This is a genomic window from Schumannella luteola (assembly GCF_013408685.1).
In the GTDB taxonomy this organism is placed as follows: domain Bacteria; phylum Actinomycetota; class Actinomycetes; order Actinomycetales; family Microbacteriaceae; genus Schumannella; species Schumannella luteola.
In genome coordinates this window covers 835,251-849,966 of the sequence record NZ_JACBZY010000001.1, presented here as the reverse complement: position 1 = coordinate 849,966, position 14,716 = coordinate 835,251, and the positions used below count along the sequence as shown (strand labels likewise).

General features: G+C 71.8%; 13 protein-coding genes. 7 read left to right on the top strand and 6 right to left on the bottom strand.

Translation table 11 applies throughout. The annotated features are described in order from the left end of the window. Window positions 1-139 precede the first annotated feature (139 nt). The gene (locus BJ979_RS03815) at window positions 140-2,146 is read right to left on the bottom strand and encodes a purple acid phosphatase family protein (protein ID WP_179565337.1); all 2,007 of its coding nucleotides are present in this window, start codon (window positions 2,144-2,146) and stop codon (window positions 140-142) included. Between the two features lie 234 nt (window positions 2,147-2,380). Further along, a complete protein-coding gene (locus BJ979_RS03810; protein WP_179565335.1) occupies window positions 2,381-3,742 on the bottom strand; it encodes a HupE/UreJ family protein in 1,362 nt (453 codons plus the stop codon). Window positions 3,743-4,013: 271 nt separating this feature from the next. On the opposite strand from BJ979_RS03810, the gene BJ979_RS03805 reads away from it, so the two are divergent. The 5 genes from BJ979_RS03805 (at window position 4,014) to BJ979_RS03785 (ending at window position 7,262) form a co-directional block, all read left to right on the top strand. After that, on the top strand, window positions 4,014-4,706 hold the full coding sequence (locus tag BJ979_RS03805) for a type 1 periplasmic-binding domain-containing protein (RefSeq protein WP_343046587.1): 693 nt from the start codon (window positions 4,014-4,016) through the stop codon (window positions 4,704-4,706). Window positions 4,707-4,750: 44 nt separating this feature from the next. Beyond that, the gene (locus tag BJ979_RS03800; protein ID WP_179565333.1) at window positions 4,751-5,275 is read left to right on the top strand and encodes a hypothetical protein; all 525 of its coding nucleotides are present in this window, start codon (window positions 4,751-4,753) and stop codon (window positions 5,273-5,275) included. A gap of 54 nt (window positions 5,276-5,329) precedes the next feature. Next, a complete protein-coding gene (locus BJ979_RS03795; protein ID WP_179565331.1) occupies window positions 5,330-5,977 on the top strand; it encodes a dienelactone hydrolase family protein in 648 nt (215 codons plus the stop codon). Between the two features lie 195 nt (window positions 5,978-6,172). Further along, complete coding sequence (locus tag BJ979_RS03790) at window positions 6,173-6,562, top strand: DUF4383 domain-containing protein (protein WP_179565329.1); 390 nt, start codon at window positions 6,173-6,175, stop codon at window positions 6,560-6,562. Between the two features lie 34 nt (window positions 6,563-6,596). Then, window positions 6,597-7,262 carry a hypothetical protein gene (locus tag BJ979_RS03785; protein ID WP_179565326.1) on the top strand — a complete coding sequence of 222 codons (666 nt, stop codon included), beginning with the start codon at window positions 6,597-6,599 and terminating at the stop codon, window positions 7,260-7,262. A gap of 146 nt (window positions 7,263-7,408) precedes the next feature. Here BJ979_RS03785 and BJ979_RS03780 read toward each other — a convergent pair whose 3' ends face one another. After that, window positions 7,409-8,701, bottom strand: a complete 1,293-nt coding sequence (locus BJ979_RS03780; protein ID WP_179565324.1) for an ATP-dependent DNA helicase — start codon at window positions 8,699-8,701, stop codon at window positions 7,409-7,411. 139 nt (window positions 8,702-8,840) lie between these two features. Next, entirely contained in the window at window positions 8,841-9,248 is a 408-nt protein-coding gene (locus BJ979_RS03775; protein WP_179565322.1) for a PPOX class F420-dependent oxidoreductase, read from the bottom strand. A gap of 242 nt (window positions 9,249-9,490) precedes the next feature. Here BJ979_RS03775 and BJ979_RS03770 point away from each other — a divergent pair, with 242 nt between their 5' ends. After that, window positions 9,491-10,471: a hypothetical protein gene (locus BJ979_RS03770; RefSeq protein ID WP_179565320.1), complete on the top strand. Its 981-nt coding sequence runs from the start codon at window positions 9,491-9,493 to the stop codon at window positions 10,469-10,471. A 47-nt stretch (window positions 10,472-10,518) separates the two neighbouring features. Here BJ979_RS03770 and BJ979_RS03765 read toward each other — a convergent pair whose 3' ends face one another. Further along, window positions 10,519-10,977, bottom strand: coding sequence for a carboxymuconolactone decarboxylase family protein (locus BJ979_RS03765; RefSeq protein ID WP_179565318.1), 459 nt, complete (start codon window positions 10,975-10,977; stop codon window positions 10,519-10,521). An 88-nt stretch (window positions 10,978-11,065) separates the two neighbouring features. Between BJ979_RS03765 and pdxR the strand changes: the two genes are divergently transcribed. Then, a complete protein-coding gene (gene pdxR, locus BJ979_RS03760) occupies window positions 11,066-12,595 on the top strand; it encodes a MocR-like pyridoxine biosynthesis transcription factor PdxR (protein WP_179565316.1) in 1,530 nt (509 codons plus the stop codon). Between the two features lie 65 nt (window positions 12,596-12,660). On the opposite strand, the gene BJ979_RS03755 is transcribed toward pdxR, so the two are convergent. Then, entirely contained in the window at window positions 12,661-14,628 is a 1,968-nt protein-coding gene (locus tag BJ979_RS03755) for a cytochrome c oxidase assembly protein (protein WP_179565314.1), read from the bottom strand. Window positions 14,629-14,716: the final 88 nt, after the last annotated feature.

Genomic DNA, 14,716 nt, shown 5'->3' with positions numbered 1-14,716 from the left:
ATGGAGCGCGGATGCGGCCGGCGTGCGGCGCGCATCCAGCCCTCCGGTCGAACGGCCGAAGCCCGGTGGGGCGGATGCGGTGCACCCGCCCCACCGGGCGTCAGCTGTTCAGCGCGGTCACGAGGACCGTGTCAGAGCGTCAGCTCGACAGCGCCGTGATGGTGAGGGTCGCGCGGTACGAGCCCTTGCCCGTCGATCCGGGGATCTTCAGGTCGAGGTCGGCGCCGAGCTTGGCGGTGCCGCGCTCGTGACCCTGGGCCGCAGCCGCGAGGTTGCGCGCGACCGAGAGGCCGTCGCCGCCGTCGTAGCCCGACTTGATCGGCGCACCGGCGACCGCTCCGGCACCGGCCTGGACCACCTTCGGGGTCCAGCCCAGGTACTTGCCCGAGAAGGTCTTGGTGCCGTCGCGGAAGTCGCCGACGGAGGCCGAGATCGACCAGGGCGACAGCGCACGACGCGAGTCGTTGACCGCGATCGGGTTGATCGCGCCCTTCGCCGCGAAGAAGTCGCTGTTCACGTCGGTCGAGGCGGTGCCGAGGTCGACCAGGCCGTTGCGGCCGTCGATCGTCCAGCCGAACTCACCGGGAGCCGCGTCGGGAACCGTGACCTGGATGTCCTGGCCGTTGCCGTGCGCCTTGTGGATGGTGACCGAGTCGACGATCGAGCCGACGCCCTGGGCGGCGGAGGCGCCGTTGTCGGGGCCGCACCACTTGACGTTGCCGCGCTCGACGGCCGCGTTCGGGGCGTCGCAGGTGCCGCTGCGCATGGTCTGCACGACGAGCTGGTCCTTCTGAACCGAGACCTTCGTGTAGTTGCGCACGTGCTCCTGGTTCTGAACCGAGTTGTACCAGTAGTTCTTCGGGTTCAGCGCGTCGGGGCCGTTGCCGGCGCCGCTCGTGCCCGAGTTGTCGGGCGTGGTGATGTCGTAGTACTTCGAGCCCGAGGCCGAGTTCGCGGTCACGTAGATCACGCCGCCGGGGCCGGGGAAGACCTCGTTCTGGTTCGGCTGCTCGGCCGGGTTGGCCTTGATGCCGTTCTTGATCTCGTAGCTGCGGGTGTAGACGTGGTCGTGGCCCTGCAGCACCAGGTCGACGCCGAGCTTCGAGAACGTGGTCGGGAAGTCGACGCGACGGATCTTGTTGTCGGCGTCCTTCGCGTGGTCGGCCGCCGAGTAGATCGAGTGGTGGTACACGAGCACCGTGTACTTGGCCTCGGCCTGGTGCTTCTGGATGACGTCGGTCACGTACGCGATGTGCGCCGCGTCACCGCCGCTGCCGTTCGCGTTGTTCGAGACGTAGGAGTTGCTGTTCAGGTCGATGAACAGCGTGTCCTTGTAGATGTACCAGTAGTCGCCGCCCGACTCGGTGCCGGTGCCCGCGGTGCCGCCCTTGTAGTAGGCCGCGCTGCGGTCGGTGTTCGGCGTCGAGAAGTGCTGGTCGTAGGCCTTGCCGCCCACGTCGTGGTTTCCGATGGTCGCGGCCCACGGCACCTGACGCAGCTGGTCGGGAGCGAGGAACTGGTCCCACTGCGACTCGGTGTTCGCGGTCTCGACCTGGTCGCCGCCCGAGACGAGCAGCTCGGCGTTCGGGTTCGCGGCGGTGGCCACGTTGAGGGTGTCGGCCCAGCCGGCGCCGTCCTTGACCGCGTCGCCCGACGAGCCGATCTGCGGGTCGCCGAAGAAGAGGAAGTCGTAGTCGCCGTCGAAGGTCTGGGTCTTGAAGGCGTAGGCCTTCGACCATCCGCCGTCGGCCGAGCCGACGCGGTAGGAGTACGCGGTGTTCTCCTTCAGGCCCGACACGGTGGCGTGACGGTTGAAGCCGCCGCTGGTGGCGATGTTCGCCGCGCCGGTCGCCGAGAAGAGCGTGGCGCTGGCCGGGAACTCTCCGTTGACGAGCTGCGAGGTCGGGGCGAGCTGCACCGACTGGGCGGTGTCGGCCGAGGTGTACCAGGTGACGATGCGCTGCGACTCGTCGGCGCCCACGCCGAGCACGATGCCCGACGAGGTGACGGCGTCAGCCGCGTGCGCGGGCGCCGCGGCGACGAGTCCGCCGAGCGCGACCGACGTGGCCAGGGCCGCGCAGGTCAGCACCGCGGCGACGCGGCGACGCGGACGCACGAGCGCGTCCGAGAGGAAGGGGGAAGACATGAGTGTCCGTTCCGAGAAGTGAGTGGGGGTAGGTCGTGCAGAGGTGAAGCTGATGGTGCGAGGTTCAAGGTCGCGGCGGGTGGTGAACGGTCGGCGAACAGTCGGCGGTGGGGAAGTTGCACCGGGTGAAAACCTGGGAAGAGCCTTAAAGCGTGCGGACTGTGCAGGCTTGCCCGACGCCTGTCTCGCAGGCGGCGCGGCGGGCGGATGCGCGCATCCGCCCGCTCGATCGGGTCAGATCCAGTCGATGCCGAGGATGCGCTCGACGAACCAGATGAGGCCCATGAGCGCGACGCCGCCCGCGACGATGCCGGTGACCCAGCGGCCGACCTTCGGCACCCGGCGGCGCAGCAGCATGAGCAGCGGGAAGACGATCGCGATGATGCCCAGCTGCACCGCCTCGATGCCGACGTTGAAGACGAGCAGCGACCACAGCAGCGTCCACGACCACGGCTCGTCGATGCCGAGCGCGCTCGCGAAGCCGAGGCCGTGCACGAGCCCGAACAGGAACACCGCGAGCAGTCGCAGCCAGCCGGCACGGTCGAGACGCAGGAACCCGGTCGCCTGATCGAGGTGGTCGACCTCGTGCGTGCGACGCTGGCGCCACAGCCGCCACAGGTGCCAGCCGGCGACGACCGCGATCGACAGCGCGATGATCGGCTCGACGAACTCGCTCGGCGCCGAGACCAGGTGGGTCGCGGCGAGGATGAACGTCACCGAGTGGGCGATCGTGAACGTCGTCGCAGCGAGCACGACCTCGCGCAGGCGGCGGGATCCGGCGATCAGAGCCAGCAGGAACAGGATGTGGTCGATGCCGGTCAGCAGGTGCTCGGCGCCGAGGTGGAAGAACTCCCAGAACCGCTCGCCGAAGCTCTGCTCGGTCGAGAACGAGGTCTGCTGCGCATCGAGCGAGGCGCTGCCCTTCTGCCCGTCGATCTCGTAGGTGACGATCGTCTTCGTCGACTTCACGAACTGCTCGCTGTCGGGGAACAGGGTGCTCGTGATCTCGTGCGCGGTGGCGGTGCTGTCGGCGCAGGCCACGTCGAAGGGGATGACGATGTACGGCGCATCCTGCTGGAAGGTCATGCTCAGGTCGCCCGTCGCCGTCAGCTTGCAGGTCTCGGCCGCATCCCCGCTGCCGGTCTTCACCTGGAAGCGCTGGGCGATGTAGTCGACGATGACCGGCTCGTGCTTCTCGACGACCGCCATCTCGGCCTTCGGGTCCTTGGAGTCGAAGGCGTCGGTTCCCGAGTAGAACAGCTCGTCGTCGCCGCCCGCGGCGTCCGCCGCCGACACGATCAGCAGGTCGTACTCGAGCTGGAGGGTCGCGTGCACGCCGCCGTCGCGGTCGCCCGACACGTCGGCGTAGACGACGCTCGTGAAGCCGTGCGCCTCGGCCGGGGCGCTCTCGAGGGCGGGCGCGACGACCGCGAGCAGGGCGGCGGCCGCGGCGAGCGCGGTCGCGACGATCGGCTGGATGCGACGCAGGCGGGCGACGATGCGGCCGGGCGTGCGAGCTGCGGGCGTACCGACGGCTGCGCTGCGGGAGGAGGTGAATGACGTGCGGGCGGCACGCGAGGGGGAGCGGTGGGGCATGGGGGCTTCCGGGGTTCGCGGGTGTCGGCGGGTTCGGCGGAGGTCGCTCGGGCTCGACGGCGAGAGATTCGCGGGGTCGCGCGAACGCGCGGAGTCGGATCGGTGAACGGCGGGCGAACGCCCAGGTCTGGAGTGGATGCGCCGCCGCGGCATGGGTCAGACTTCCCTCGCCCGACGCGTGCTCACCCCGCCGTCGCGAGCACCGACTCCCCCGCGTCGACGCCTCGCTCGTCGCTCCGCCCGTTTCCCCGCCGCCCCGAAGGATCCCGCCGTGCCCGCTCGCTCGCCCCTCGGCGCCGCACTCGCGCGCACCACGGTCGCCGTCGGCGGCCTCGCGGTGGTGGCGCTGGTGGCCGGGCTCGCCGGCTGCGCGGGCGACGACTGGGGCCGTCCGCACGCCGCTCCGAGTGCGATCGGCGAGCTCGGCGCCGGCTTCCTGCCGAGCGCGAGCCCGTCGCCGGAGGCGACCATCCACCCGCGCGAGGGCAGCTGGGATTCCGTGCATCCGTCGCCCGGCATGCGGGTCGTGCTGCTGAAGACCGACGACGAGGATGCGACGGTCGCCACGATCGACGACTCGGTCGTGCGCTGGGCCGAAGCGGAGAAGGCCTCACTGCGCACGGTCACCGCCGGGCACGACAAGGTCGCCGCGATCGTCGAGGCGATGGAGCAGAAGCCCGACCTGATCATCAGCGCCGGCAACGACCTCGTCGACGCGCTCGCCCTCGTCACCGCGAACCACCTCGACCAGCAGTTCCTCGTGATCGGCGCCGAGGTCGCCGAGCCGACCGGCAACGTGACCGCCGTCGACTGGACGGGCGCGTCGTTCCGCGGCGAGGGACTCGGCACGCCCTCGAACTACGACCCGAAGAGCTTCACCTCGGCGCGCTGCGACCGGGCCGTGCGCGCCGGCGTCGCCGCCGTGCTGCACGAGGCGCGCGGCATCGTCGTCTGGATCGACTGAGCCGCCGCGTCAGTCGCCCGCCCCCGCCGCGCTAGCCTCACGCGATGGACGACGCACGCTCGGCCCGCATCCACCTCGCGATCCGCGTGCTGTGGATGCTCGGCTTCGCCGTCGGCACCACGACGCACGTGATCGACGTCGCGCTCGGCGGCATCGACGTCTACGAGGGCGCGCCGACCGCGGTGCGGGCGTTCTGGGTCGCGCTGACCGCGCTCGATCCGACCGTGATCGTGCTGATGCTCGGAGGCGCACCCACCCGCGAGGGCCTCGCCGCACTGCGCTGGCGCCGCGCCGCCGTCGTGCTCGGCGCGGGGATCATGATCGCCGACGTGGCCGTCAACGCCACGATGACCTTCGCGATCGGGATGCCGGGGGCCGCGCCCGGCCAGATCGGCTTCGGCCTGGTGACGCAGACGGCCTTCGCGGTGTTCGTGCTGGCGACCGCACCGGTGCTGTGGCGGCGGCGCGCATCCACGTCCACGTCGACGTCCGCTTCCGGGCCCGCGCGCATCTCCGCAGAATCCGCCGCATCCGCCGCCGAACCGGCGGACCCGCCCCCGTCATCCTGAGAAACCCGCCGCGCAGACCTCGGCAGGCGGGGGTGGAACGGTCAGAATGGGCGCGTGGAAGAGCTCGTGCCGATCCCTCATCCCGGCGTGCCGCTCGAGTACGGCCGCCCCGGTGACCCCGGGGTCATCGTCGTGCACGACTGGTACGGCCGGCTGCCGTGGCTCGAGAACTACGCCGAGGCGCTGTCGCGCGTCGGATTCCGGGTGCTCGTGCCCGACCTCTACGACGGCGTCGCGACCGTCGACGGTGAGCAGGCCGAGCGACTGCTCACGACCCTCACCGACGACGGCGTCGACGCCGAGATCGACCTCGCGCTCGAGCAGCTGCGCAGCGAGGGCAGCACCCGCATCGGCGTGATCGGCTTCTCGATCGGCGGCTGGCACGGGCTGCGCTTCGCCCAGACCGGGGCGGTGGATGCGGTGGTCGCCTACTACGCGACGCTCGCCGAGAACGTGCACGGCGTGCTGCCGGCGCCCGTGCTGCTGCATCTCGCCGAGGTCGACGAGTGGCCCGAGGGCGCCGAGCCGGGCGCGTTCATCGCCCGTCTCAAAGACGACGGGACCCCGATCGAGCAGCACGCCTACCCGACGACCCGGCACGGCTTCGCGAACGGCACGGTCGGCGGCGAGTTCGACCGGGAGGCGGCGGCGCTGGCGTTCGCCCGCTCGGCCTCGTTCCTCGAGTCGCAGCTCACGAACTGACCGCGCCGGCGCATCCCCCGCGCGCATCCCCGTGAAAGTACGCACTCTGCGCCGGACACGCCGGGCCCGATGCCGCAATCCGCGTACTCTCACGGGGCCCGGCACAGCGGCCGCAGGGTTTGCTCGAGCGACGCTCGCGGATACCCTGACCTCAGCGGCGCCCGCCCGAGGCGCCCGGGGGAATCGGAGGGGCCGATGCTGTCGTCACCCAACCGCCTGCTCGGCACGATCTTCGGCGTCTTCTTCGTCGCGATCGGCGTGTGGGGCTTCTTCCTGCCCGACGGCGGGCTGCTGCTCGGCGTCTTCGGCGTCAACCTGCTGCACAACTTCGCGCACCTGCTGATCGGCCTCATCCTCGCCGTCGCGGCGATCGTCGGCGGGGTGAACTCGGCCCGCACGGTCAACACCGTCGTCGGCGCCGCCTACCTCGTGCTCGGCATCGCCGGACTGTTCCTGCTCGGAACCCCGGTCAACTTCCTCGCGATCAACGCCCCCGACAACGTGCTGCACTTCGCCAGCTCGGTCGTGCTGCTCGCGGTCGGCCTCGGCGCCGAGCGCCCGAAGGCGAAGTCGGCCGCCCGCTGACCGCGTCGCGCCCGCCCCGCCGCGCCCGCCGCCGTTGACCGTACCGCCGCTCTCGCCGGTGCTGCGCATCTGGCTGGGCTTCGCCGCGCTCGGCACGGGGCTCATCCACCTCGCTCTCGTGATCGGGGCGCCGCCCGCCCTGGGCACGGCCTTCGCGCTGCTCGGCGCGGCCGAGTTCGCCTGGGGCACGTTCTGCTTCGCCCGCGATGAGCCCCCGTTGCAGCGACTGGCGCTGCTGTTCGTGCTGCTGCCGCTGCTCGGCTGGATCGGACTGCTGCTCGTCGCGGCCGCCGTCCACTCGACCGAGTTCACCCGGGCGCTGCCCGCGCTGCCCCTCGCGATCTCGACCCTGCTCGACACGGTCGTCGCGGTCGCACTCGGGATGCGGATGCGCGCCCGCCGTCGCGCCGACGACAGCCGCACGGTCGCGGCGTCCGCACCGCTCGCCGAGTCCTCCGCCGACACCGCGGATGCCGCCCTCGCCCCTGACAACAGCACCGGCACGGGCACCGGCACCGGCACGGGCACCGGACATCCCGCCCCGGAGTCCTCGCCCGCGAGCACCGTGCGCTTCCTGCTCGGCGTCGCGCTCGGCGCCCTGATCATCGCGGCGCTCACCACGACCGGGCTCAGTGCGACCGAGGCGGGCAGCTTTCCCTCGGTGCACGAGCTGAATCTGCCCGGCCTGCACCTGCACTGACCGCGCGCTGCCCGAGCACCCCGCGAGTGACGCAACTCAGGAGAATCGTGCCGAAACGAGGCGCACGCCTCAGTTGAGCGCCGATCTCCTGAGTTGCGTTCGGTGGGACGGGTCCGGCGCGGACGCGGGCGAGCGGCTTGCCGCGCCTACGCCGAGATGCCCGGAATCGCCGTCACCCGCGACATGAACCGCCGCACGGCGTCGTCGACGATGATGTCGCTCGGCCGCAGCGGCCGGGTCATGTAGAGCCCCTCGAGCCGGGTGATGCGCGACAGCGCCACGTACGTCTGGCCAGGGGCGAAGCTGCGCGGGCCGAGGTCGATGATCGCCTGGTCGTAGCTCTTGCCCTGCGACTTGTGGATCGTCACCGCCCACGCGAGCCGCAGCGGAAACTGCGTGAACTCGGCCACCACATCCCGCTGCAGCTGCTTCGTCGCGCTCGAGTAGCGGTAGCGGTAGCGCTCCCACGTCGCCGGAAGCACCTCGTGCAGCTCGCCGTCGACATCCACCCAGACCGTGTCGTCGATGCGCTCGACCGTGCCGACGGTTCCGTTGACCCAGCGCCCGTCGCCGCCGGCGTCGTTGCGCAGGAACATCACCTGCGCGCCCTTCTTGAGCTCGAGCTTGTCGTCGGCCGGGAACGCGCGGTTGCCGAAGTCGCCGGTGACCTCGGCGCGGGCGGTGAGGATGCGCCCGGGCAGCCGGGCGAGCTGCTGGCCGTTGATGCGGTTCACGGTCGCGTTGGTCGTCGCGAGCGTGATCGTGCCGTCGTCGGGGGCGGGACGCGCGCCGACCGCGTTGAGGCGGTGCGCCATGTCGGCGGTCACGGTGCCGTGCCGCACGGCGGTCAGCAGCTGCTTGAACTCGAGCTCGTGCTGGCGGTGGATGGTGCCGAGCTCATAGACGGTGAGATCCGCTTCGTCCCACACCTTCGCGTCGAAGAACCACATCGAGCGGTAGCGGTCGGCGAAGTAGGCGCGCTCGTCCTCGTCGCCGGGAACCGGCGCGAGCTGCCACGGATCGCCGAACAGCACGATCTGCGCGCCCCCGAAGGCCTCGTGCGGGCGCTGGCGGGCCTGGCGCAGCGAGCGGTCCATGGCATCCAGCAGGTCGGCGTTCACCATCGACACCTCGTCGACGACGAGCGTCTCGATCGCGGCCAGCAGCTTGCGCAGCTCGGCGCTCTGCTCGATGTCCTGGTCGGCGATCACGCCGATCGGCAGCCGGAACAGCGAGTGGATCGTCTGCCCGCCCACGTTGAGCGCCGCGACTCCGGTGGGCGCGCAGATCGCGAGCGCCTTCGAGCTGTTCCAGGAGAGGTGCTCGAGCAGGGTCGACTTGCCGGTGCCCGCGCGGCCGGTGACGAAGACGTGCCCGTTCGTGGTCTCGATCGCGTCGAAGACGGCCTGCTGCTCGGGTGAGAGCTCGGGCAGCGGCATGGGTTCTCCGGGTCGGTGCGGGGTGGATGCGGCGTCGGCGGCGGTCGCGTGACGGGTCGCACGTGGCCGGGGCGGCGGACCCGTCGAGGCTACCCGGGATGCGCGATCGACGCCCCGAGTTCTCCACCGGCCGGCGCCGCTACGCGACCGGCTCGAGCAGCCCGCTCGACGCCATCACCACATCCGGACGCAGCGTCAGCACCACGCGCTCGGGGTTCGGCCTCGGCTCGCGGTAGCGGGCGGCGTAGCGGCGCTCGGCGTCGCGCACCGCATCCGCGTCGTCGACGATCTCGGCGTGACCCGAGAAGGTCAGCCAGCGCGCGCCCTCGAACTGGCACACCGAGGCGCGCCCGCTGCGCAGCACGTTGAGCACCTTCTGCCCGCCGCCGGACGTGATGACGCGCACGAGCTCGCCATCCCAGGTGAAGCCGATCGGCACCACGTGGATGCCGCCGTCGCGCCCGAAGGTCGACAGGGTCGCGACGTGGCGATCGGTCAGGAAGGTCTGCGCTTCGGCGCTCAGGCGCACATCGGCCAGGGCGGGCATGGGACTCCGTTCGGCGCGGCGGGGGACGACCGCCGTGCGAACCGCCGTGCGATGCCCGGTCGGTGCTGGCTCCATTCTGGCGGGTGAGCGGATGCGCGCCGACCGCGCCGCGCTCGGCGATTCGGATGCCGCTCATCCGCGGAGCCGGGGACAGCGCCCGTGCTCTCCTCCACAGGCACCCGCCGTCCACAGATCGGCTCCCGCTCATCCGCCCGCCGCCTCCTCTTCGTAGGATGTCGAGCATGCGTCGCACCGTCGTCTCCTGGCTCGTGGCCGTGGGCCTGGTGCTCATCGCGAGCATCGGCGGCGTCGCGACCGCCAACGCGACCGTGTTCGGGGCCGGCGCCTTCGTGCGCGACTACCTCGACACGCTCGCCCGCGGTGACGCGAAGAGCGCGCTCGGCATCCCGGGAGTGAACGACGGCGGTGCCGACGACGCCCTGCTGACCGACGCGGTGCTGCGTACCGGCGCGCGCCTCTCCGACATCAGCCAGGTCTCCGACACCGAGTCGGCCGGCATCCACACCGTCACCGTGCGCTGGCATGCCGGCGGGCAGCAGGGCGAGAGCAGCTTCGAGGTCGAGCGCGACGGCTCGCGTCTCGGGCTCTTCCCGGCCTGGCGCTTCGCGACGCCGCCCGTCGCGCTCGTGCCCGTCACGGTCGCGGGCGACAGCCGCTTCCGCGTCAACGACGTGCCCGCGTCGACGGGCACCGCGGGCGATGCCGACACCTTCGCCCTGTTCGTGCCGGGCGCCTACGACGTGGATGCGCGCACCCGTCTGCTCTCGGCCCCGGCGCAGACGCTCGTGGCCGACACGACCGGCGACGCCGACGCGGTCGAGCTCGAGGTGAAGCCGACGACCGGATTCCAGCAGCGGCTGCAGAAGGAGGTCGACGGCTTCCTCGACTCCTGCGCGACGCAGAAGGTGCTGCAGCCCACCGGATGCCCCTTCGGCCAGGTCATCGACGACCGCGTCAGCTCGCCGCCGACCTGGACGATCTCGACATACCCGGTCATCCGGATCGGCGCCGGCGATGGCGCCGGCAAGTGGCAGGTGTCGCCGACGACCGGCACCGCGAACCTGACGATGGATGTGCAGGCGCTCGCCGACGGCACGGTCTCGCCCTACGACGAGGACGTCGAGTTCCGCGTCGCCTACGACGTGACCGTGAAGGGCGACACGATCACGATCACCCCGATCGACCTCGGCGACGACGGCTGACGCTGCGGGCGGCCGCTGACGCTCAGCCCTCGGGCGACCCCTGACGCTCAGCGCTCGGGCGACGCCTCGAGCGGCGCCTCGGGCTGCAGCAGGGCGGCGACGCCGATGCGGTTCCACAGGTTGATCAGGCCGACGGCCAGCACGAGGTCGCCGAGCTCCTTCTCGCCGAAGGTGTCGCCGGCGCGCGCCCACAGTTCGTCGGGCACGCCGGCGCTCGTCAGGCGGGTCAGCGCCTCGGCGAACTCGAGGGCGACACGCTCGCGCGGGGTGAAGAACTCGGAGTGGTGCCAGGCGGCGACGGCGAGCACCTTGCGCTGCGGAACCCCGTCGCCGAGCAGATCGACGGCGTGCGCGTCGACGCAGTAGTTGCAGCCGTTGAGCTGCGACACCCGCAGGAAGATCAGGTCCTTCAGCGCGGGGTCGAGCGACTCGCTGACGTAGCCGTCGAGCGCGATCACCTTGCTGTAGCCGGTGCCGCTGGTCTTGTTGATCTGGATGCGTGACATGGCTTCACTCTGCTCCTCGCGGTGGACGGGTCACAGGTCCGATCCGCGACCATTCGACCAGTCCATTCGCTCCGCCTAGGGTGAGCGCGTGGATGTGCACATCTCGCTCCCGCCCCGCGGCGAGCGCACCACCGCGATCCATCGCCAGCTGGCCGCCGCGATCGTCGACGGCGTGCTCGCACCGGGCGCGCGGCTGCCGGCGACGCGTGAGCTGGCCGCCGAGCTGAGCGTCGCCCGCACCACGGTCAGCGCCGCCTACGATCGGCTGCTCGCCGAAGGGCTGATCGAGGCGCGCGTGGGCGCGGGCACCTTCGTCGCCGATCTGCGCGGGGGAGCGGGAGCCGCCGGAGCCTCCGCATCGGAGCACAGGGATGCGCCGCGGCGCCCACGCAGTCCGGTCAGCCCGCGCAGTGCCGCTCGTCCCCACCGCGGCGCCGGAGCTGCATCCGCTCCTCCTGCGCTGCACCCCGTCCCGCTCATCGCCGAGCTCGCCGCGGCCGACGACGGACTCGCTCCCGACCCGGCGCCCGAGCGCATCCGCTGGGATTTCGCCGGCGGCAGCCCCGACCCGACGCTCTTCCCGCACGCCGACTGGCGCCGCCTCGTCACCCATCACCTGCGCCCGACCTCGCCGTATCCCGGCGGCTACGGCGACCCGACCGGCCTGCCCGAGCTGCGCGCCGCGATCGCCCGGCATGTGCGCCTCTCGCGCGCGGTCGCCGCAGACCCCGACGACGTGCACGTCACGCTCGGCGCGCAGCACGGCCTGGGCCTCGTCGCGCGCGCCCTGCTGCGCCCGGGCGACGCCGTCGCCGTCGAAGAGCCGGGCTACCCGCCGGTGCGCGCGATCTTCGCCAGCCTCGGCGTGCGCGTCGAGCACGTGCCGGTGGATGCCGAGGGCCTGCGCGTCGACCTGCTGCCGCCCCGCGCACGGCTGGTCTACGCGACGCCCTCGCACCAGTTCCCGCTCGGCATGCCGATGTCGACCCCGCGCCGACTGGCCCTGCTCGACTGGGCCGAACGGCACGGCGCGGCGGTCGTGGAGGACGACTACGACAGCGAGTTCCGGTACGGCACCCGGCCACTCGACTCGCTGCACAGCCTCGACCGCGCCGGCCGCGTCATCCACCTCGCGACCTTCTCGAAGTCGCTCGCGCCGGGGCTGCGGCTCGGCTTCGTCGTCGCCCCGCCCGGCCTCCGCGACGCCCTGCGCTTCCTGCAGCGCACCGAGCGGATGAGCGCGGATCCGGTTCCGCAGGCGGCTCTCGCCGAGCTGCTCGACACGGGCGTCTTCGCCGCGCGGACTCGACGCTCGCGGCGGATCTACGCCGAACGGCACCGCGTGCTGACCGCCGAGCTGGTCGAGCGGATGCCCAACGCTCTGCACGTCATCCCGAGCCACGCAGGTCTGCACCTCACCGCGTACCTGGATGCCGCCTCGCCGCGCTCAGCACCGCGCCTGGCCGAGCTCGCGGCGGCCGCGGGCATCCGCGTCACCGCCCTCGACCCGTTCTACGCCGGCGCTCCGACCGCGAACGGTCTGCTGCTGGGCTTCGGCCGCATCCCCGCCGCCGACATCCCGGCGGGCGTCGCCTCCCTCGCCCGCGTCACCCGCTGAGCCGCGCCGCCGCGTCGCCCGCTGAGCCGCGCCGATCCGGCTGAGGGCCGACACCGTCGACGCGCTCAGTCGCGCGCGCCGCGCTCCGCGAGCATCCGGTTGTACTGCTCGAGGTCGGCCTCGCCGTCGCGGTCGGCCTTGCGGTCGCGGCGCTTCGCCTCGCGGGCGTCGCTGCGCGACCACATGAGCGCCACGAGGATCGCGAGCGAGACGGTCGGCAGCTCGCCGACGCTCCAGGCGATGCCGCCGGCCGCCTGCTGATCGACGAGCGGCGGATCGCCCCAGGTGCGTCCCATCGCGCCGTACCAGTCGGCGAGGAACAGGCCTGAGCTCTCGATGATCGACAGCCCGAAGAAGGCGTGCATCGCCATCGTCGCGAGCAGCAGCAGCAGGCGCAGCGGATACGGCGGCCGGTACGGCAGCGGGTCGATGCCGACGAGCATCTGCACGAACAGGTAGCCGACGATGAGGAAGTGCACGGTCATCCACATGTGACCGAGGTGGTCGGTGGTCGCCCAGCGGAACAGCGGCGAGTAGTAGAAGACCCAGAGCGAGCCCGCGAACAGCACGCTGGCGATGATCGGATGCGACAGGAACGTCGCGTACTTCGAGTGCACCGCCCACAGGATCCACTCGCGCGGCCCCCGGCTGCCGTCACTGCGCTTGTGGATCGCGCGCATCGCGAGCGTCACCGGCGCCGACAGCACCAGGAACACCGGGATCATCATCGACAGCACCATGTGCACGGTCATGTGCGCGCTGAACAGGAACTGCTCGTAGACGTTCGGCATGCCGTTCGTCGACCAGAGCAGCAGCAGCATGCCCGCGATCCACAGGACGGAGCGGTGGATCGGCCAGCGGTCGCCGCGACGGCGCAGACGCCACACCCCGGCGAGGTAGAAGAAGATGCCGAACGCGACGATGAGCGCCCACATCAGGTCGAGGTTCCACGTGGTGATCCAGCGCAGCGGCGTCAGCTCGGGTGGCAGCGGCTTGTCGGTGAGCAGCTCGGCCGGCGTCGGGTTCGCGAGCTGGGAGGTGCCGGTGTCGGCGAGCGGGGTCTGGGTGCGCGCGAGCGCGGCCGCGACGCCGGACGCGATGCCCATGAACGCGATCTCGGCGACGACGAGGATCCAGAACCTGCCGTTGCCCTCGCTGCGCCCGATCCCCCGGATCAGCACCCGTCGCTGCACGGCGCCGAACAGACCGAGCGCCAGCAGCGCCGCGACCTTGACCAGCACGAGCACGCCGTAGGGCGTGAGCAGGTTCGGCAGGTTGCCGACGCGGATCGCGGCGCTGACGTAGCCGGATGCGGCGACGACGATGAAGGCGATCAGCGCGAGCGTGGAGTAGCGCTGCAGCACGACCACGAGGCGTCCGCGGTCGAGGGTGCCCTTGAGCAGCACGAGCGTGAGCAGCCCGCCGAGCCAGATCGCGGCGAGGCCCATGTGCAGCCAGATCGCGGTCGCGGCGATGTCGTGGGTCGAGCTGTCGCCCGAGTGGCCCTCGTTCGACAGGCGCGCGAGGGCGGCGACGCCGATGACGAAGGTGACGAGGATGAGCAGCTGGTGCCGCACCGCGAAGCACAGCACCGTGATCACGGCGCCGGCGAGCATCATGACCAGCCACGCCTGACCGGCGGCGATCTGCGTCAGGAACTGACCGAACGCCTGGCCGTAGCTGTCGTCGAAGGCGACCGGCTGCACGTAGACGCTCTGGAAGGTGAAGAACGCGCACGCGGCGGAGGTGATCGTCCATGCGGCGCCGGCCGCGGCGGCGACATCCAGCGCCCGCGCGTACTCGCGCTCCTTCGGGCTCAGCGCGATCAGGGCGAGCAGCAGGGAGCCGAGAGTGAGGCCGACGGCGAGGTTGACGAGGGTCTTCGTGATCGGGAGGCCCCAGCGCACGATCGGACCGGGGTCGACGATCGCGGGTGCCGTCGCGCCGCCGCCGAAGGCGAGGGAGAGGACGACGGCGACGAGCGCTGCGGCGATGAGCACGGCAGGACCCGCCACCCTGACGATGCGCGGCACCCCGGAATTCTAGGCGCTCGCCGCTGGGCGCCCGCCCGGTCGTCTCGTCCCGAGCGCCGGCGCTCGCACATCCGCGCCCGGGAACGAC